General features: G+C 36.9%; 22 protein-coding genes. 14 read left to right on the top strand and 8 right to left on the bottom strand.

From position 1 onward, the window contains the following. The first annotated feature begins 257 nt into the window (after positions 1-257). The 5 genes from ACZ11_RS07425 (at position 258) to ACZ11_RS07445 (ending at position 4,487) form a co-directional block, all read left to right on the top strand. A complete protein-coding gene (locus ACZ11_RS07425) occupies positions 258-602 on the top strand; it encodes an ArsR/SmtB family transcription factor (RefSeq protein WP_049664963.1) in 345 nt (114 codons plus the stop codon). Positions 603-631: 29 nt separating this feature from the next. Beyond that, positions 632-1,144 (top strand): SRPBCC domain-containing protein, encoded by a 513-nt coding sequence (locus tag ACZ11_RS07430; RefSeq protein ID WP_049664965.1) that lies wholly within the window; start codon positions 632-634, stop codon positions 1,142-1,144. Positions 1,145-1,202: 58 nt separating this feature from the next. After that, positions 1,203-1,583: a VOC family protein gene (locus ACZ11_RS07435; protein WP_049664966.1), complete on the top strand. Its 381-nt coding sequence runs from the start codon at positions 1,203-1,205 to the stop codon at positions 1,581-1,583. Between the two features lie 487 nt (positions 1,584-2,070). Further along, entirely contained in the window at positions 2,071-3,657 is a 1,587-nt protein-coding gene (locus tag ACZ11_RS07440; RefSeq protein ID WP_053093208.1) for a beta strand repeat-containing protein, read from the top strand. A gap of 461 nt (positions 3,658-4,118) precedes the next feature. Then, a complete protein-coding gene (locus ACZ11_RS07445) occupies positions 4,119-4,487 on the top strand; it encodes a hypothetical protein (RefSeq protein WP_049664968.1) in 369 nt (122 codons plus the stop codon). Positions 4,488-4,805: 318 nt separating this feature from the next. Here ACZ11_RS07445 and ACZ11_RS07450 read toward each other — a convergent pair whose 3' ends face one another. Next, on the bottom strand, positions 4,806-5,189 hold the full coding sequence (locus ACZ11_RS07450; RefSeq protein WP_049664970.1) for a hypothetical protein: 384 nt from the start codon (positions 5,187-5,189) through the stop codon (positions 4,806-4,808). A gap of 1,151 nt (positions 5,190-6,340) precedes the next feature. On the opposite strand from ACZ11_RS07450, the gene ACZ11_RS07460 reads away from it, so the two are divergent. The 7 genes from ACZ11_RS07460 (at position 6,341) to ACZ11_RS07480 (ending at position 11,528) form a co-directional block, all read left to right on the top strand. Further along, positions 6,341-6,694, top strand: a complete 354-nt coding sequence (locus ACZ11_RS07460) for a hypothetical protein (RefSeq protein WP_236690802.1) — start codon at positions 6,341-6,343, stop codon at positions 6,692-6,694. Positions 6,695-6,769: 75 nt separating this feature from the next. Next, on the top strand, positions 6,770-7,090 hold the full coding sequence (locus tag ACZ11_RS07465) for a cytochrome c biogenesis protein (protein ID WP_049664975.1): 321 nt from the start codon (positions 6,770-6,772) through the stop codon (positions 7,088-7,090). A 740-nt stretch (positions 7,091-7,830) separates the two neighbouring features. Next, complete coding sequence (locus ACZ11_RS07470) at positions 7,831-9,906, top strand: serine hydrolase domain-containing protein (RefSeq protein WP_049664977.1); 2,076 nt, start codon at positions 7,831-7,833, stop codon at positions 9,904-9,906. A 17-nt stretch (positions 9,907-9,923) separates the two neighbouring features. Next, complete coding sequence (locus ACZ11_RS26935) at positions 9,924-10,034, top strand: S-layer homology domain-containing protein (RefSeq protein WP_236690803.1); 111 nt, start codon at positions 9,924-9,926, stop codon at positions 10,032-10,034. A gap of 305 nt (positions 10,035-10,339) precedes the next feature. After that, a complete protein-coding gene (locus ACZ11_RS07475; RefSeq protein WP_161804449.1) occupies positions 10,340-10,987 on the top strand; it encodes a DnaD domain protein in 648 nt (215 codons plus the stop codon). A gap of 16 nt (positions 10,988-11,003) precedes the next feature. Then, positions 11,004-11,147, top strand: coding sequence for a hypothetical protein (locus tag ACZ11_RS26250; RefSeq protein ID WP_161804450.1), 144 nt, complete (start codon positions 11,004-11,006; stop codon positions 11,145-11,147). Between the two features lie 201 nt (positions 11,148-11,348). Further along, a complete protein-coding gene (locus ACZ11_RS07480; protein WP_049664981.1) occupies positions 11,349-11,528 on the top strand; it encodes a hypothetical protein in 180 nt (59 codons plus the stop codon). A 277-nt stretch (positions 11,529-11,805) separates the two neighbouring features. On the opposite strand, the gene ACZ11_RS07485 is transcribed toward ACZ11_RS07480, so the two are convergent. Further along, a complete protein-coding gene (locus ACZ11_RS07485; RefSeq protein WP_049664983.1) occupies positions 11,806-11,985 on the bottom strand; it encodes a hypothetical protein in 180 nt (59 codons plus the stop codon). A 466-nt stretch (positions 11,986-12,451) separates the two neighbouring features. Then, complete coding sequence (locus ACZ11_RS25040) at positions 12,452-12,571, bottom strand: YjcZ family sporulation protein (protein ID WP_082172709.1); 120 nt, start codon at positions 12,569-12,571, stop codon at positions 12,452-12,454. Between the two features lie 145 nt (positions 12,572-12,716). On the opposite strand from ACZ11_RS25040, the gene ACZ11_RS07490 reads away from it, so the two are divergent. Beyond that, the gene (locus ACZ11_RS07490; RefSeq protein WP_049664984.1) at positions 12,717-12,896 is read left to right on the top strand and encodes a hypothetical protein; all 180 of its coding nucleotides are present in this window, start codon (positions 12,717-12,719) and stop codon (positions 12,894-12,896) included. A 73-nt stretch (positions 12,897-12,969) separates the two neighbouring features. Here the strand turns inward: ACZ11_RS07490 and ACZ11_RS25045 are convergent, their stop codons facing one another. The 4 genes from ACZ11_RS25045 to ACZ11_RS27215 all read right to left on the bottom strand — a co-directional run bounded on the left by ACZ11_RS25045 (position 12,970) and on the right by ACZ11_RS27215 (position 14,380). Continuing rightward, positions 12,970-13,113, bottom strand: coding sequence for a YjcZ family sporulation protein (locus tag ACZ11_RS25045; RefSeq protein WP_082172710.1), 144 nt, complete (start codon positions 13,111-13,113; stop codon positions 12,970-12,972). 317 nt (positions 13,114-13,430) lie between these two features. After that, positions 13,431-13,718, bottom strand: a complete 288-nt coding sequence (locus ACZ11_RS07495; RefSeq protein ID WP_082172711.1) for a transposase — start codon at positions 13,716-13,718, stop codon at positions 13,431-13,433. A gap of 153 nt (positions 13,719-13,871) precedes the next feature. After that, complete coding sequence (locus ACZ11_RS07500; RefSeq protein ID WP_049664987.1) at positions 13,872-14,108, bottom strand: hypothetical protein; 237 nt, start codon at positions 14,106-14,108, stop codon at positions 13,872-13,874. A 149-nt stretch (positions 14,109-14,257) separates the two neighbouring features. Then, a complete protein-coding gene (locus ACZ11_RS27215) occupies positions 14,258-14,380 on the bottom strand; it encodes a hypothetical protein (protein WP_269079313.1) in 123 nt (40 codons plus the stop codon). A 193-nt stretch (positions 14,381-14,573) separates the two neighbouring features. Here ACZ11_RS27215 and ACZ11_RS07505 point away from each other — a divergent pair, with 193 nt between their 5' ends. After that, positions 14,574-15,008: a helix-turn-helix domain-containing protein gene (locus ACZ11_RS07505; protein ID WP_049664990.1), complete on the top strand. Its 435-nt coding sequence runs from the start codon at positions 14,574-14,576 to the stop codon at positions 15,006-15,008. 415 nt (positions 15,009-15,423) lie between these two features. Here ACZ11_RS07505 and ACZ11_RS07510 read toward each other — a convergent pair whose 3' ends face one another. Continuing rightward, entirely contained in the window at positions 15,424-16,611 is a 1,188-nt protein-coding gene (locus tag ACZ11_RS07510; protein ID WP_049664993.1) for a GGDEF domain-containing protein, read from the bottom strand. Positions 16,612-17,057 lie beyond the last annotated feature (446 nt).

The raw sequence follows: 17,057 nt of genomic DNA on the forward strand, positions 1-17,057 counted from the left end.
TCGATACAAGTGCTACTTAGATAGAGAAATTGAAGTACTTCGTATAATCTTTAATTGGAATAGTATGTGAGCTATTGGCAAGCACATGAAGCTTTCTAGTATTTTGGTTCAAATGATGAATTATTCAAAAAGATACTTTCGAATATTCCTTGACGGGAATATTCATCTGGAGTTATATTGTTATTAACAGGATCATAAAACCTGTGCTGATGTAGATGATATTTTACCGGCGACCATCATTTTACGAGGTGAGCGACATGTCAGGGAAAATTCCAGGAGTAAACATAACGACGTTGAGCGCTTTGTCTGAACCAAATCGTATGAATATAGTCGAACTCCTGCGCCAGGGTCCTCTAACCGTGGGTGAGATTGCCGACCAACTTGGATTGAGGCAGCCCCAAACTTCAAAGCATCTAAAAGTACTTAGCGACAACGGGATTGTGGAAGTGCAGGCTGAAGCTAACCGTCGAATCTACAAGCTCCGACCCGAGCCATTCCAAGCGCTGGATTCTTGGATACAGTCCTTCCAGAGTGTAATGGAAGAAAGATTCGATAATTTAGATGAATATTTGAAGGAATTGCAGAAAAAAGAAAAATCATAAAACCATTTCATCTTCAAGGAGGAATTGCAATGTCAAACAATTCAATGGTATCAAGAATAGAAAACGATCGCGTACTAATACTAGAGCGCGTTTTCGATGCTCCACGAGACTTAGTATTCAAGATGTTTAAAGATCCAGAGCATTTGAAACGTTGGTGGGGGCCGAGAGGATGGGAAATTCCAGTCTGCACCGTTGATTTCCGTCCGGGAGGCGTTTGGCACTACTGTATGAAGTGCGTCGATGAAAACCTAGGTGACTTTTTTGGTATGGAAGCTTGGGGAAAAGGGATTTATAAGGAGATTATAGAGCCTGAGAAGATCAGCTATACCGATTACTTTTCGGATGCTGAAGGCAATTTGAATGATTCCATGCCGTCGACCGAGAATACATTGGAATTCGTCGATTTGGGTGGAAAGACTAAGTTGATAAACCGTGCAGAATATGTGTCTGCAGAAGCCCTTCAGACTGTTATGGATATGGGTATGCTACAAGGCATCACAGAAACTTGGGACCGTTTGAATGAGCATGTACAGTCTCTGTAGTAAAGAAAAGTTTTTTAGGTAAATAAAGTAAGACATTTTTAAGGGAGTGTAAAAATCAATGATTAATAAAGTCGGTCAAATCATGTTGTATGTTAATAACCAAAATGAAGCAAAAGAGTTTTGGACAGAAAAAGTAGGGTTTAGTGTAATTTCAGAGGAAGATAACGGCCAAGGAATGAAATGGATTGAAATTGCTCCAACTAAAGAAGCTGAGACAAAAATTATACTCCACAATAAGGAATTAATTGCTAAGATGCAACCTGAATTGAATCTTGGTACACCTTCTTTGATGTTCTTCTCGGAAGATATCGATAAATTATATAACGACTTATTAAACAAAAACGTTATTGTTGGAGAAATGGTAAACATGCCTTCAGGTAGGGTATTTAATTTTGCAGATAATGAAAACAATTACTTTGCAGTAATGGAATCTAAATAAATTATTAATCAATTTATGAGTGCGATGCTTGAATAAAAGCATCGCATTTTGCATGCGTCTGGAAAATACATTGGGTATGTTTTGATAAGGAACCTGAGGAATGAGCTAGATAGAAATAAGATGGCAATAGTATGGACTAAGGTAAAACTTTATCGATTGTAATGGATGCTATTTTTAAGTTTATCTCGAGCTGAAACAACCAAAACAAGACCTTTGAAAAATAAGAATGTAAAAGTTAAGTCAAAGGGTAAATATACGCTACAATACCTAGATGCGTTGGAGGATGATATTCAAAACAGATTAACCACAAAGATTTAATTTACAGGATCACATTACTCTTTTTGGTTGAAGGGATTATCCAAATCACGGGCTTATGATGAAATAATGAATCTATAAGATATAATTTTTCAAGTCATATAACCTAGTGTTACGTCTATTTCATTATTTCTAATAAAAATATTATGAAATAGGGGGAGGAGGTGATCCAATGAAAATTAATATCTTTCAAAGTGGGTTAAACGGAGAAACAGGTGCAACAGGTCTGAAAATAATAGAGGGGAGAATTGGAGCAACAGGTGCAACAGGAGCAACTGGGCTTCAAGGAATAACGGGAGCGACAGGAGCAACAGGACTTCAAGGAATAACAGGAACGACAGGAGCAACTGGACTTCAGGGAATAACAGGAGTGACAGGAGCAACAGGACTTCAGGGAGTAACAGGAGCGACAGGAGCAACAGGACTTCAGGGAATAACAGGGGTGACAGGAGCAACAGGAGTTCAAGGAATAAAGGGAGCGACAGGAGTAACAGGACTTCAAGGAATAACGGGAGCGACAGGAGCAACTGGGCTTCAGGGAATAACAGGAGTGACAGGAGCAACAGGACTTCAAGGAGTAACGGGAGCGACAGGAGCAACAGGACTTCAAGGAATAACAGGTGCAACAGGAGCAACAGGACTTCAAGGAATAACAGGAACGACAGGAGCAACTGGGCTTCAAGGAATAACAGGAACGACAGGAGCAACTGGACTTCAGGGAATAACAGGGGTGACAGGAGCAACAGGAGTTCAAGGAATAACGGGAGCGACAGGAGTAACAGGACTTCAAGGAATAACGGGAGCGACAGGAGCAACTGGGCTTCAGGGAATAACAGGAGTGACAGGAGCAACAGGACTTCAAGGAGTAACGGGAGCGACAGGAGCAACAGGACTTCAAGGAATAACAGGTGCAACAGGAGCAACAGGACTTCAAGGAATAACAGGAACGACAGGAGCAACTGGGCTTCAAGGAATAACAGGAACGACAGGAGCAACTGGACTTCAGGGAATAACAGGGGTGACAGGAGCAACAGGAGTTCAAGGAATAACGGGAGCGACAGGAGTAACAGGACTTCAAGGAATAACGGGAGCGACAGGAGCAACAGGGCTTCAAGGAATAACAGGAGCAACAGGAGCAACAGGAGCAACAGGAGCAACAGGAGCAACAGGAGCAACAGGAGCAACAGGAGCAACAGGACTTCAAGGAATATCAGGAGTGACAGGAGTAACTGGACTTCAGGGAATAACAGGAGTGACAGGAGCAACAGGAGCAACTGGACATCAGGGAATAACAGGAGAGACAGGACTTCAAGGAAATACGGGAGCGATAGGCGTAACTGGCTCCACTGGTCCAGGACTAATGGACATTTATCTATGCTCGGATCAATCAGTTGCAAACAATGATTTTCTTGGGATTGGGAGTGCCTCAGCTTCTTTTATTAAAAATACATTTGTAGTTCCTCAAAATGCAGTTATAACAAGTTTAACACTTAATATACGGGACCATAATTTAACTGCTGGAGATACTGCATCTGCACAAATATATTTAAGTACAAATTGTGGTTTTACAGCCCCGATAGCTACTGGTATCATAGCGACTATTACAGGACCTAGCTCATCTATTTCACCAAATTGTTGTACAACTACAACGGCAAATTTCTCAGTAAATAGTTGCACTCTTCTGTCTGTAGAAATAACAACTTCTGGCGGATCCTTTGCAAACGGTGTATCAGCAACTATTCGATATCATTCACCTTAATGGAATTTTTATTAGCTAGTTTTCATATTATCTTTAACTACAATTTTTTCTCCAGCATTCAATGGTAGCTTTTAAAACCGTTAAGGCACGTTCTGCTTCAAGGCTAGTGGTAAAGTTTGTTTCTTTTTTACTTTTCGCATACCGTTATGGTCGGAAACCTATAACGATATGCGAATTTTTTCTTTTTTGTATATTTTTCTATCCATTTTTGTCCTAGCCTTGATTTACATTTCGTCCGATCGGATACGTAAATCAAGGCTAGGGTATGATTAACCGCGTTGTATTAGTTGGACGTATTTCAAAGGATCCGGGACTTAGATACACACCAAATGGTTTTTCATCATGTAGCATGATAAGGAACTAACGCAACCTCAATGACACGCTTCTTGTATTTTTTTATAATGGAAACAATCACCAGAGGTTTTTTTACTTACACGGGAGGGGTGTTTATGTAGAAGTTAATGATTATTTTAAGTTTTATGTTTATCCTAGTTGCTTATGACAATCAAAATATTGATGAAGAACACCATGCATATATAGAAAATTCAGGATGGACAATCGCATCATTTGATTCAACTGAACAAGTAACAATGGATTTTGCACCAGAAACAATTGCAAACTATAAAGCCGCTAATATAACATTTATTGAAGACTTTATAGGAAAAGAGCTTAATATAATAACCTATAAATTAAAAGAGAAAGGCCCTGAAGGAGATAATCTCATCATAAAAGTATATGAGTATGAAGGAGAAATAGTTGGTTCTATTGGGGAAATAACCAATTATACACCAGGTATGTTTAATCGATCTGAAAAATGGCTTGGAAGATAGTTTTGAGAGATAGAAGTAATTTTCAAGAAGATCAAATAAAAAACTAATTTTACTAAATAGAAATAACAACATATTTAAAAGCAAGTCGTGATGCTACTATTCATGTGTATCGATGCTAGAAAGAGCTAAATTAGGCAACTCCGGAGCATTTGGATTGTAATGGTAACTGAAAGAAATGTTTAGTAACGTTAAGAAAAGCGTTGCTATAAAGCAACGCTAACGGCAAAAAATACCTATAAATAATTGATAAGACGTTAACATGCTTATTTATCAGACAAAAGTTATAAGGAGATTTGTACAGACTTAAGTTTTACAATATTATTTTTTAGCTTCTGATAACTCCACTGAAAAAGTGTCGAGATTGTTTTCTTTTGAAATTGTGTTAATAATGTTGGTTATTATATTTATAGTTTTATCATCCCCGTCAAAGTTGGATAATGAAATTGTCAGAACTTTATTTTCAGGTGAATATATTGTATAGAGAATTCTTTTATCTGGAGAAAATCCGTTTTCAATGAGACTGTTTATTATTTTTTTAGTTAACTCAGTTTCTTCGATTTTTTTATTTATCTTTTCTACTTCTTTTAATTGTTCTTCAGATTTCGAAACGAATGTAAAAGGGGAAATATCTGTTACAGGTTGGGAATAACGATTATAAAATACGAAGATACCAATTGTAATTATCAAAAGAATAGTGGACAAGATGATCTTTTTGATGTTAATTCCTCCTTACATGAAAGGTATGTATATTTTTAAAAAATATGATTCATGGGTCATGATAAATAAAATGAGATTTTTTTATAAAACTTTATCATAGTAGAAAAATAAGTGGGATGGGTTGTCATTGTAATAAGAAGGCTAAAAAAGAAGCGGAAGATGCTGAGTTTTTATGTAGAGGTGTCATAGATGTAGAGAAGGGATAGGGCGGATAGCGGTGTGCAAAAACAATATGGTTCGATGCAAAGCAACAGGTTGCTACCCCAAGACTAATTTATGTCATGGAATATAAAAACATTTAGAACACTATAAAAATGTGTGAAAAGGATGGGGAAAAGAGGCATATCCTTAATAAGGAATGGATTTGAAGAATTGGAGAAAGGTGCAGAGCTAAGGTGATTTGCTTAATACCACTATAATTATGTTGAAATGGCGGGATTTGTATAGTGGATGACTTAAGAAACCGAATAAAAAATTATTTTAGCTGAACAATATGAAAAAAAGCTTATTTGAATATTCAAATTCAAATGAGCTTTTGTTTTAGCTTTTTTCCGTTTCATCTTTTTTACTTCTCAGGAGCAATGCCGTGAATAAAAAACTTGCTACCCAAAAGGAAAAGAAAGAATTTTCAAGCAAAGCCAAATTACCACTTTTGAAATAATCCCAAACTGTTGTAAATAATAACAGTGTTACAAAGAAAGCAATATATAAGCATTTTCCGAATATAGTCAATTAAAGCACCTCTAAATGTAATATAAATATGCAAAAAAGGTCACTGAGTAGTGACCCTGTTGAGAGAGGCCGTGTCTGTCAAACAAGCCACAGCCAAATAAGGCGTGTGATACACTCGATATTAATTTGTGCAAATAGCAAGTTTCCTATACATAAAAAAAGCCGCAACATCGTAATACGCTACAGCAACCTAACGAACAATATGAGGATAAAACTAAAAAAGGAAATAGACATAATTCCTGTTCCGTAGCATTTTTGCTTTATGTTTAGCTTTTGGAATCGAGTGATATTGCTCGTGTCGACACATTCTACAAGAGCATTGAATTTTTCCTTTGCTCAATCTGCCGTGTGCATGCATGTCTTCACTACCAATTAGACAAGGCTATTAAGAAGGACCTGACAATATGTGTAAGTACATAAGTATGAAAGACGAGCTCGATTCATTAACAGTAGCATCTAAAGCTAAATATGGAATTGAGTCAACGATGCCTAAAGCGGTTGGGAGCACAAGCGATCCAGTACATGCCGATGTTCAAATCGGAGCTTCAAGTGAGGATCATATTAAAGAAGAATTGCTAATTGGTTCAAAATTTAACTGCATGGTAACTGGTGATATCGAACAGGAAGTAACTATCTGCTTGTTAGAAGGTGCTATTCCGTTGGATTGGGGCCTTAATATGAGCTATACAACTGTACAACGTGTGAGAGAACGAGTTATTGACATGATGAACCTGAAGTTTACTTCTTATTTAATGTAAGATCTCAATTTTTAGGGTTTTGTTCGTAATAATTATGTATAATATGGGAAACTGCGGAAATTATTGAGGTGTCAAATGGATATAAAATTTGTAAAAGTTGAAGTCTTATTACCAGAAGAATACATTGAACAATTAAGGAATGAGCTAAATAAATTAGGGGTTTTAACAGTCGGGAATTATGACCATGTTGTTTCTTACACTGTTACAAAAGGTTATTGGAGACCGCTGGAAAAAGCTGTGCCTTACGGTGGGGAAATAGGAGAAGTTTCATTCGGAACTGAATGTAAGATGGAATTCAAATGTCTATATTCAAAAGTTGAAGAAGTAAAAACCGTTATAAATCGTATTCATCCTTATGAGGAACCAATTATAAATATAATTCCGTTATTAAACTAAAAGATCCAATGTAGTTATGAGATGCTCCAAACGAATCATTTTGATCATGGATATGTTAGGGGAATTGGAAAGAACATTAATTAATTTTTCAAAACGAGTGACTTTTATATAAAATAAAGTTGAATATCGTTTTCTAGGTTGTAACTGTTATCTTTGATTAGATTTCTACTATATAATGTACTTTGTATCTATACGATTTTTAAGATGGGGCACCATTTATAAAAAACACTACGTGCGCTCCTGAAAGAGCCCCAGTTAAAAACATTTAAACATATTTGTTCTATTAATCTTCAAAGCCCGGGTACTCAATTAATTTTGAGTCCGGGCATTTTTTTTATTGCTACTAACAGAACGTTGGTTCTGTGATTGGATGAAAGAATAACTAATCAAAACAATGAAACGTTATCAATTGGAGAATATGATCTACAGCAGTTATAAATGTAGCAATATATAGGCTAGTATCATAAATACTTTTTATCTGTTTTCATGAAAACAGCCCCAAAATCTTATAGAACTTAATTAACAATAATGATTGACCAGCAAAGCTATTTTAGCCTAGCCGGTCTTTTTAATTTACTTAGTCATAATCAAATATAAGTCTTAAGCCTGATGTGGTATCAGTCTATCACAGTATTTACGAGCAAAATAAAATTTTGATATTCTATTTATAGAAAATATTCCCTGGTTTTAGGAAGTGTTTATCTTAAAATCAATTACTTATCTAAGGAGGAAATTCTTTCATGAAAAATAAATTATCTGGGGTGTTAGCAGCTACATTAGCGTTAACGATGAGCCTACCAACAGGGGCTATGGCGCTTTCTAGTAGTCAGCCTACGGTTGTAGTTAGTCAAGAAGATGCTAGCCAAGAACTGAAGAAAATTGCGGCAGAGAAGGCTGCACTACTCACGAAGTCGTATGAGACGACTAGCGTGCAGTATGCGCTAATTGATAATGGCAAACTTATTTTGTCGGGTCAGACAGGCAAGAACGATATGAAAGGGAAACAGCCGCTGACTAAAAATACCCTATACGGGATTGGTTCAGTCAGTAAAATGTATGCATCGGCGGCTGTGATGAAATTGGTCGACGAAGGAAAAGTCGATTTGGATGCTCCTGTCGTCCACTACGTTCCTGATTTCAAGATGAAAGACGAGCGTTACAAACGCATTACGCCACGTATGTTGTTGAACCACTCCTCCGGCTTGCAAGGTACTATATATAGTAATGCATTTTTATTTAAAGATAATGATACGTATGCCCATGACAACTTGTTAAGGCAATTGTCCGACCAAAGCTTAAAGGCGGAACCTGGCGCGTTCTCGGTATACTGCAACGACGGCTTTACGTTGGCCGAGATTTTGGTAGAAAGAGTCAGCGGTATGAGCTTTACCGAATATCTACATAAACGGTTTACAGAACCCTTAAAGCTAAATCATACGAAAACGCCGCAGGACAATTGGGAAGATGATAAGCGGGCTGGACTTTATTTTCCGACGTACCAAGGGCAGCTTCCCATTGAAGCATTGAATGAGATTGGTGCAGGAGGAATCTCTTCCACGGCAGAAGATCTGGTGCGATTTTCACAATTATTCATGGGGCAGGGAGAAGGAATCCTCTCTGATAAGGCAGTCAAGGCGATGGAGCAAGAGGAATATAAAAAAGGAATGTGGCCAGGGGATGGAGATAATATTGTAAACTATGGTCTTGGTTGGGATAGTGTGAAACTATATCCATTCAGTGAATATGGGATAAAGGGTTTGGCTAAAGCCGGCGACACGTTACTACAACATGCTATAATGGTCGTGCTTCCGGAACAGAAGATGGCAGCGGCTGTGTTGTCATCTGGCGGTAGCAGCTCTACAAATCAACTGCTGGCAACTGAATTGCTACTTACCGTGCTCAAGGAGAAGGGCACAATTAAGGACATCAAGCCGAACAAATCCTTTGGCAAGCCGCTTAAGGCCAAGATGCCTCAAGACGTAGCGAAGAAAGCAGGTTTTTACGGCAATAGTGGCAGTCATTTCAAAATAGAAATTACGAAGAATGGAGAACTGTTCTTACCATTTAATCCAGAAGAAAAATATGTATATACTGTGGATGGAAGCTTTGTTAATGAAAAGGGTACCTCCAAACTCAACTTCGTCACCGAGCAGAATGGACGAACTTATTTGAGGGAGAGATCATATCAATCGACGCCAAGCTTGGGGCAAGATGCGATAGATCAATATTTAGCCGAGAAGCTAGAAGACAACGTGTTATCGAAGGAAAGCGCTGCCGCATGGGCGAAGCGGGAAGGCGTCAAGTTCTATCTTGTGAACGAGAAATTTAGTTCTATTCTATATCTTGCACAACAGGAACTTACCAAACAAATTACTCGTACAGATGGACTGGCGGGCTATTGGGAAGGAAGAAAAATAACAGGCCCGAACACGGCGGAGCATCAGCTCCAGATCCCCGTGATGGCAAGCCGTGATACGACGGAGGCTCGTTTCTATACAGAAGGCGGTAATGAATATATGGAGATGGCCGGATTATTATACGTAAGTGGATCCAACATAAAGCCACTTGACATAGGCCAATCATCCAAAGTTACACTGCAAGCAAATGCGAAATGGTTTACGATCCCGCAAGCGGCGGCAGGAAAAACGATGACCGTGGTGTTGCCATCGAAGAGTTCGTTCGCGGTGTATGATGAGCAGGGAGTATGCATCACTTTTACTGTTGTGAGCGGCAATAACGAAGTAAAACTGCCGAAGAACGGAACGATTGTATTTGCTGGTGCGCCGAACTCGGAAATTGCAATCACGTTGAACTAGCTACAGCAAAAGCTGGTATGGCAATTGGATATTCTGATGAAAAATTTAAACCCCATAACGAATTAACTCGTGCTCACATGGCAGCATTCTTATCTCGTGCAATGAAATATGTAGAGGATAATATATAATACACAAAAGTCACTCATTTGAAAAATAATGAGTGACTTTTTTTGACATGCTTCACGATTTTAATAACGAGTTATAAGTTTGTTATTCCTACTATTAAATTTTCCTGTCCGGGAATTCCGAATTTTGGTTTACCATTATTTTGCTGTAGTACAATTTTAATAAATAATTCGTGTGGTTGAGGAAATGACAGCAGAGGATAAAGGATAAATACTTCTACCTGTATTTGCTGACAAATGAAGGCACAACTCAAATTGGTATCTATCAAATTACCAAAAAGCAAATAGCTTTTGATATGGGTTACTCCATGGAAAGTGTTGGAGCATTACTACAACGCTTCATAGACCATCACAGGCTAATTAAATACAATGAAGAAACTCGTGAAATAGCTATTAAAAACTGGGGTAAATACAACCTGAATCGTGGAGGCAAACCGATTCTTGATTGTGTGAAATCAGAACTAAAAGAAGTGAAAGATACTTTATTAATTCAGTGGGTAGGCGAAGGAGTCTCGAATGATTCTGTACGTAACGTCTACGAGTCATATTACGATACGTCAACGATAGGTGGACAAAAAGAAAAAGAAAAAGAAGAAGAAAAAGAAAATAAAAAAGAAAAACAAACAACAGATGGTGAAGTCGGTCAGTCGGTGGTCACTGAGGAACAATTAATTTTTTTAACTAAATTCTATGATGAAAACATTCAAAGAGCATCAGGCTACATTTGTGAATGTATTGAACGCATGGCAAGAGAAAATGATCCAGCACTTGTTTATGAAGCCATGAAAATCACAGTACTTCAACAACCGAACAAACCCATGCAGTATATGGAACAAATATTAGCGAATTGGAGAAAGGATTGTATAACAAATGTTGAGCAATTAAAGGCCAAGGAAGAGAGAGAGAGAAAAAAACAAGCGACAACAATCATACCAGTTCTCTTACCAAAAGCCTAAAGGTCGAACTGCGGTAGTGCCTGAGTGGTTCGCTAATCGTAATGAAGGTGAAGAAGTAACACTAGCTTCTGGATCTAATAACAACACGATAGATTTTGAGGCTGAGAGACAAAAGGTTTTAGAAATGCTAGGGAAGAAGGAGAGTGTTATCAATGGCTGAAAAAGTGAAGGTCAAAGTGATAAAGATATCAACTAACTCGATCTTTCCAAGTTTGAAAAATGAGGTCCATAGCTTGAGTTGGGTGATTTTTGTTTCACAGGTCGATTAACAAAAGACGTGACCCTTGCAATAGTAATGGGCCGATTGATGGCGACTCTGACGATTTGCCTTTTGAAATAAAAAATATTCGAGGTGATAGAAATGGCACAACTAAAGAAAATCACCAAGGCTAGGACACCACGAGAATTAGAACGATTGGTTGCAGATGATACGGAGAGAGGTTGGAATGTAGTTAGTAGGATGAAATATATTTCTCAAGATCCGCGACCGTATCAAATGCTATTGATATTTAATACAGAAAATGACCAAATGAGTTTATAACAAATACACGCTGTTGGTAGAACGGCATCAGGTTAATCAATCAACATGCCACATAGCCTTTCTCCAGTGCCGAGGATGTCCGAAACGTAGAGCTTATGATCCAACAAAGTGCAGTAGATGCAAGACTTATAGGCAGTTCTGAAACATCGGGAAAGAGCTTGAGCAAATTAGTCGTTGCTTAGTTGGATTTGAAAGATATTGTTCAGCACGGGAGGAGCGAGGTAATATGTCACTAGGTTTAAAAAAGGGCACCTGTAAGTGCCCGCAAAAAATATGGTTATTTACGTTTGTCGTCAGTAAATGATGTTATGTCATTCGTCATTTTGCTGACAGAAGTAAAAGCATTATCTGCTGCTTTATTGAATTCATCTACTGCTTTGTTGATTTCTTCTGATTGAGGATGATTTTTGTCAATCTTACCAATAATAATATTTTTCAATTGGAAATATTTTTTCATTACCATCGCCTCCTAATAAGAAGTATACAATATAACGCTACGTGAGTTTCAAAAAAATGTAATTTCTTAAGAGGGAGGGTTTGTTCAGAAAGGGTGAAAGAGATGGAACTAATCTAGTTACTGAACACTTTGAGGAAAGAAATTAAGAATGGGTCACTCAAGATGGAAGTGACCCTTTAGAGGGATGATGTGACGGTCAACTAGCGCCACAACCTAGTAAGTGCGTGCGATACACTCAACGATAATTTGTGCAAATCGAAGTTCCTTATACATTAAAAAAAGCCGCAACGTTTGCAGACGCTACAGCACAGAATTGTTTTATGCCCTTTGATGTTTGATAGTAAAAACAAAAGGGTCACTTGGGATAAAAGTGACCCTTAGTAACAAGATTCGGAGGTGTAAGGCTAAATTAGTATTACCTTACAATAGTTATGAGCATTATATGCGGTAATGGCGGTATTGGGTATTAATAACATCTATTCATAAAACTAGTGCCGACAATAATCAGAAGAATGAATAGAACAACGATAAAAGCGAATGGGTTTCTTTCGCGACGCTCTTCGCGAATTTCTCCGCAGTATCCCATTAAATATCCCTCCTTTCTATAATCTATAATATGTAGAGTTATAAAAATGAGAGAGGTGGTATTAATCTAATTAATATTTTCTTTTTAAAAAAATATTAATGTTACGTATTTTGAGAAAGATTTTGAGAAGGGAGGAGATTGAAATATGAAAGCTATAGAAGATTTAGAAAAAAGACTTAGAGGTGAAATGGCTTCCAGAATGGATGATAGGGATATTGTAGACATCCTTGAAGTTCTTCAGGGTGCTAGACAGGAAATCGAACGTTTAAATCAAGTAATTACCAAACTTAGGGTAGAGCCATGTCCAATTTGTGATGAACAATAATTACTGCACACTTTGAGGAAAGAAACTATTAAAGGGTCACCAGGCTGGGAGGGCGACCCTTAAATCGGAAATGTTAATATCCAGTCATGAATGTAGCGCCGACAATAATTAGAAGAATAAATAGAACAACAATTAAGGCAAATGCAGAACCATTACGATTTCCGCCGTAATAGCATCCATCGTTAATGCCACCAACATTTCCACCATAGTATCCCATAAAAAACACCTCCTTTTTACTATTACTATATATTATGTTGGCTGCAGAGAAGGAGTATGGTTGTTAAACCATTCAGCTATAGGCATTAAAAAATATATTTTTGTGAGATAAGACCATAAAAAAAGGGCCACTTAGGATGGAGTGACCCTAAGGAAAAAGATAAGGAGGCGTAAGGCTAAATTAGCTTTACCTTACTATTATTATGATGTGATAGCTATGTTTGTATAGTGAATTGCCTGTGAAATAGATTTAAAAATAAAAAAGCCGTAGCGTTGTCACATGCTACATTAAACTAATGAACAATATGAGGAAAAAAGTTATCTTTCTTCTAATGCCAGAATCATTAATCTGTAAATGATGAATACCCCGAGGTAAGCGCCAGTCACCAAGAAAAAGGGATTTAAAAAGATGGCATGAATTGTAGTCATAAACACAGCATCATCGACAATGATTTGGTAAATGGTTGTGGACGCAATACTACCGAAAATTATTGTTGATATGACAGCAACTATATTAAAAATCTTTTTGAATTTATCGCTTTTATGTTGTAGATAAAGCATAACCACAGGCACAACTATGCTGGAGGAAACTAATAAAATTTTCAAAATGTCACTCCTTTTTACACATTGTACCCTTGAGGATTTGTAGATAAACAGAAAAGCCGCAGCGTTTGAAGACGCTACAGCTTCAGTACGAAACTATTGGAATTTTTAAGGTTTAGCAACTTTGATTAAAGCTTCTTCTCCAAAATAGAGCGATTAAAACATTGCCCTAAAAAACTCATAAAATCCCATATTCATAGGGATAGCCCAAATAAAGAATCCAAGTAGGGCAATGGTGACAAGTAAAAAATTATAAATCTTGGTTGGTAAAATATTGCCCAATAGGACTTTATAAATCGCTGCGCATACTACCATAACAACAGGTAGTAAGAGCATTGGCGGAATGAAATATAGTAGTCTTTCGCCAATTGATAATCCTGAAAATATGTCCATTGCATTACCTCGTTATGTATTTTTTGTAAATTATATTATAAAAAGCCGCAGCGTTTGAACACGCTACAGTAAACTAATGAACAATATGAGGATAAAACGAAAATAGAGCGATTATAATATCGCTCTATAATCCAGTTATGTATTAAAAATTACTTCTTATTTTCAAGTTCTTCGATACGTTTTTCTAACTTTTTGATTTTAGAATCAGCTGAAACAGCAAAGACAAATGACAAACAAGCTAAAGAAAAAGCCATAAGCGTAAAAGAGTCCATTTAATTACCTCCAAATAATAAAGAAAAAGTGTTGTAATTAATTTACGGATGCAAATGGAAAAGGTTTCAAATAGTTCATAACGATTGAAAAAGAAAAAGCCGTAGCGTCGTCACACGCTACAGCTTCCAGAATTGGTTTATGCCCTTTGAGGTTTCTCAAAAGTATTATATCACACCATAGGAGGGCAAACCTATGAAACAAGGGCAAATTAAAGTAACGAAAGAAAATTTACTGCAATGGATTGAGAATTATCGATGGATGGTTGAAACGATTGAAGAAGCAAGACAGCCAGTATCTAAGGTTGATAACAACAGTTACATTGGGGCTAAAATAGCTATGTATGGTATTGAGGCAACATTACCAAAGGTAAGTGGAGGTACAAGTGATCCGGTGTTCGCAGAAGTGCAACGCCGAGTTTATGCACTTAATTATCGTATTAAGGAATATGAGCAAAAGATTGCAGGGGTGCAGAACCGTATTCCGTTTGTAGAAGGGGACAAAGAGGTTGAAGTCCTTCATAGATTGCTAAATGGTGATAGCATGCGAGCAATCGGCAAGCACATGAAATTATCCAGTACGACGATATTTAGGGTCAGAAACAATATATTGAAACAAATGATGAAGTAGCCGAGAGGCTACTTCTTTTTAGTTAATTCTAAACGTATTGTTTATTCAACTAACGAAGCAGGCTAGTCCAAGAAGGAATTCCATTTTTATAACGAATTTAATATTAGTTTCGATGAACTATACCATAAGTAAATGAGGATTTTAATCCTCTCATTATATTCAATTAATTTTAAATATGAATAAAAAGAGGTTATACCTGCATCAAGGCATGGTGAGATTCGAACCATTCAAATACCAATCTTATGTATTAAATCAAATATATTTAATTTCCATAAAATGGATTTTATACTTTTTTGAAGCATTTGAGTACTGAGAATGGCTTATAAGATTATGGTGTACATAAAAGGAAGCTTTTTGCTTATGATTAGGAAAAAAGACCCGAAAAAAGGATGTTTTTTTGATTTTAAATTTACGATTATGAAACGGCATTATGTACGTCTATCTGGCCCCGAAAAACACCATTTCGCCCGTTATTTTTCGCGTTGTAAAGGGCCTTGTCGCAAGTAGTGTATAGTGTTTCCAATTGCATATGCTGATCTGGAATTACGGTGAGGACACCTAAACTAATGGTATATGTCACCGGCAAACTACGGCTGATAGCCCCATCAAGTGTCTGTATGATTTGTTCAGCAATCTCATTTGAGTCGGTTTCATCTTTTCCAGGAATCAGGATGCCAAACTCATCGCCTCCATAACGTACAAACAAATCTTCTTTGTCTAAATGTTGCTTAATTCTTGTTGTCAGGTCTTGCAGTACTTGGTCTCCAACGTGATGACCATAAGTGTCATTAATTGTTTTAAAGTTGTCTATATCAAAGAGCAGATAGGATAGAGGCTGTCCTTTTTTAGAATAATCAGTGAGATACTTCTTCGCCTTTTCTGTAAAGGTTCTACGGTTCAATGTGCCTGTTAAATCATCATAACTAGCTAAACGGATTAACTCGTGGTCTGCTTTTTCCTTCATTAACAGGACAAATCCTAAATTCCCTAAATTCGTAACAAGATAAATAGATAGTAAGGAAATTAATTGATAAGCTCCAGGAGTATAGAGGCTTATCGAATCTGTAGATGATAGTAGAGCAGTCACCCCTCTGACCAAAAAAGCTGCGATAACAAGAAGATATAGACTACCAATGATTCTCATAAGAAACGTGGAAGCTTTCCCCAGAACCATTCGATAAACAGGGATTAAGATTACCGCAATTACAAAGGAGTAATATGAAATTCGAACGTTTTCTTTGTTATAAAAAAGAACAATGAGTTGGAAACCGATAATGCTGAGTAGAGTCAAAACAAGATATATCATCACCATCTTGGTCTTTAGACGGAAATTATTTTGAAGATACAAAAATGCAATAATTTCTAAAGACGTTCCGATAAATAGTATAGAGTTAGCAAAAGAGATGGATAGAAAGTCGGGAATTTCTCCGCGAAAAACCATACAAAACCATGCTATGGTCTGAGAGCATTTTGCTAAGAAAAAAGTTCTGATTGCTAAACCCTTTGAATGATTATGCCCATAAGCACTAATAAGGATTAAAGTAAATAAGTAGCCTATACAGAGCAATAGAATAATTGTTTTCATATCCAAAAATAAATTCATAAAGAGCCACCTACTTATAAGCGAATTTTCAATCATTATGATTATAGCAAAAATAGGGGGCTCAACATACAACATACTTCCGTTCTTCAGAAGTGTACTTTGAATATGATGAAAGTTAACACTATTTCAACGTAATTATAAAAGTAACAGTGTTAAAATAATCAAGGTTGTATGTAACAAATGCACGGAATGGATTAATAATTTCGTGCCAGTGCTTGATAATGTGGAGGTTAAACTAATAGTAGAACAATCTTCTATTTCTGATATAAGGGTAAAAAAAACTCTTTTAGATACAACACTGAGAACCGTTTCATAAGTAAATGCGGTTTATAATAAATAGCTATAAAATTTAGTTTTTAGTCTCTTTTAGAAAGAGATATAGGTTTAAATTAGGTGACGTAGCGGGCAAAAGAGATACGTTAACGGAATATCGCAACCGCCATGAT

The organism is Lysinibacillus xylanilyticus (assembly GCF_001183605.1).
Taxonomy (GTDB): domain Bacteria; phylum Bacillota; class Bacilli; order Bacillales_A; family Planococcaceae; genus Lysinibacillus; species Lysinibacillus xylanilyticus.

What these genes read in the sequence shown, in the direction of transcription:
- ACZ11_RS07425 (WP_049664963.1), top strand. Translation starts at nt 258, where the DNA reads ATGTCAGGGAAAATTCCAGGAGTAAACATAACGACGTTGAGCGCTTTG.
- ACZ11_RS07430 (WP_049664965.1), top strand. Translation starts at nt 632, where the DNA reads ATGTCAAACAATTCAATGGTATCAAGAATAGAAAACGATCGCGTACTA.
- ACZ11_RS07435 (WP_049664966.1), top strand. Translation starts at nt 1,203, where the DNA reads ATGATTAATAAAGTCGGTCAAATCATGTTGTATGTTAATAACCAAAAT.
- ACZ11_RS07440 (WP_053093208.1), top strand. Translation starts at nt 2,071, where the DNA reads ATGAAAATTAATATCTTTCAAAGTGGGTTAAACGGAGAAACAGGTGCA.
- ACZ11_RS07445 (WP_049664968.1), top strand. Translation starts at nt 4,119, where the DNA reads ATGATTATTTTAAGTTTTATGTTTATCCTAGTTGCTTATGACAATCAA.
- ACZ11_RS07460 (WP_236690802.1), top strand. Translation starts at nt 6,341, where the DNA reads ATGTGTAAGTACATAAGTATGAAAGACGAGCTCGATTCATTAACAGTA.
- ACZ11_RS07465 (WP_049664975.1), top strand. Translation starts at nt 6,770, where the DNA reads ATGGATATAAAATTTGTAAAAGTTGAAGTCTTATTACCAGAAGAATAC.
- ACZ11_RS07470 (WP_049664977.1), top strand. Translation starts at nt 7,831, where the DNA reads ATGAAAAATAAATTATCTGGGGTGTTAGCAGCTACATTAGCGTTAACG.
- ACZ11_RS26935 (WP_236690803.1), top strand. Translation starts at nt 9,924, where the DNA reads ATGGCAATTGGATATTCTGATGAAAAATTTAAACCCCATAACGAATTA.
- ACZ11_RS07475 (WP_161804449.1), top strand. Translation starts at nt 10,340, where the DNA reads ATGGAAAGTGTTGGAGCATTACTACAACGCTTCATAGACCATCACAGG.
- ACZ11_RS07480 (WP_049664981.1), top strand. Translation starts at nt 11,349, where the DNA reads ATGGCACAACTAAAGAAAATCACCAAGGCTAGGACACCACGAGAATTA.
- ACZ11_RS07485 (WP_049664983.1), bottom strand. Translation starts at nt 11,985, where the DNA reads ATGAAAAAATATTTCCAATTGAAAAATATTATTATTGGTAAGATTGAC.
- ACZ11_RS25040 (WP_082172709.1), bottom strand. Translation starts at nt 12,571, where the DNA reads ATGGGATACTGCGGAGAAATTCGCGAAGAGCGTCGCGAAAGAAACCCA.
- ACZ11_RS07490 (WP_049664984.1), top strand. Translation starts at nt 12,717, where the DNA reads ATGAAAGCTATAGAAGATTTAGAAAAAAGACTTAGAGGTGAAATGGCT.
- ACZ11_RS25045 (WP_082172710.1), bottom strand. Translation starts at nt 13,113, where the DNA reads ATGGGATACTATGGTGGAAATGTTGGTGGCATTAACGATGGATGCTAT.
- ACZ11_RS07500 (WP_049664987.1), bottom strand. Translation starts at nt 14,108, where the DNA reads ATGGACATATTTTCAGGATTATCAATTGGCGAAAGACTACTATATTTC.
- ACZ11_RS27215 (WP_269079313.1), bottom strand. Translation starts at nt 14,380, where the DNA reads ATGGACTCTTTTACGCTTATGGCTTTTTCTTTAGCTTGTTTGTCATTT.
- ACZ11_RS07505 (WP_049664990.1), top strand. Translation starts at nt 14,574, where the DNA reads ATGAAACAAGGGCAAATTAAAGTAACGAAAGAAAATTTACTGCAATGG.
- ACZ11_RS07510 (WP_049664993.1), bottom strand. Translation starts at nt 16,611, where the DNA reads ATGAATTTATTTTTGGATATGAAAACAATTATTCTATTGCTCTGTATA.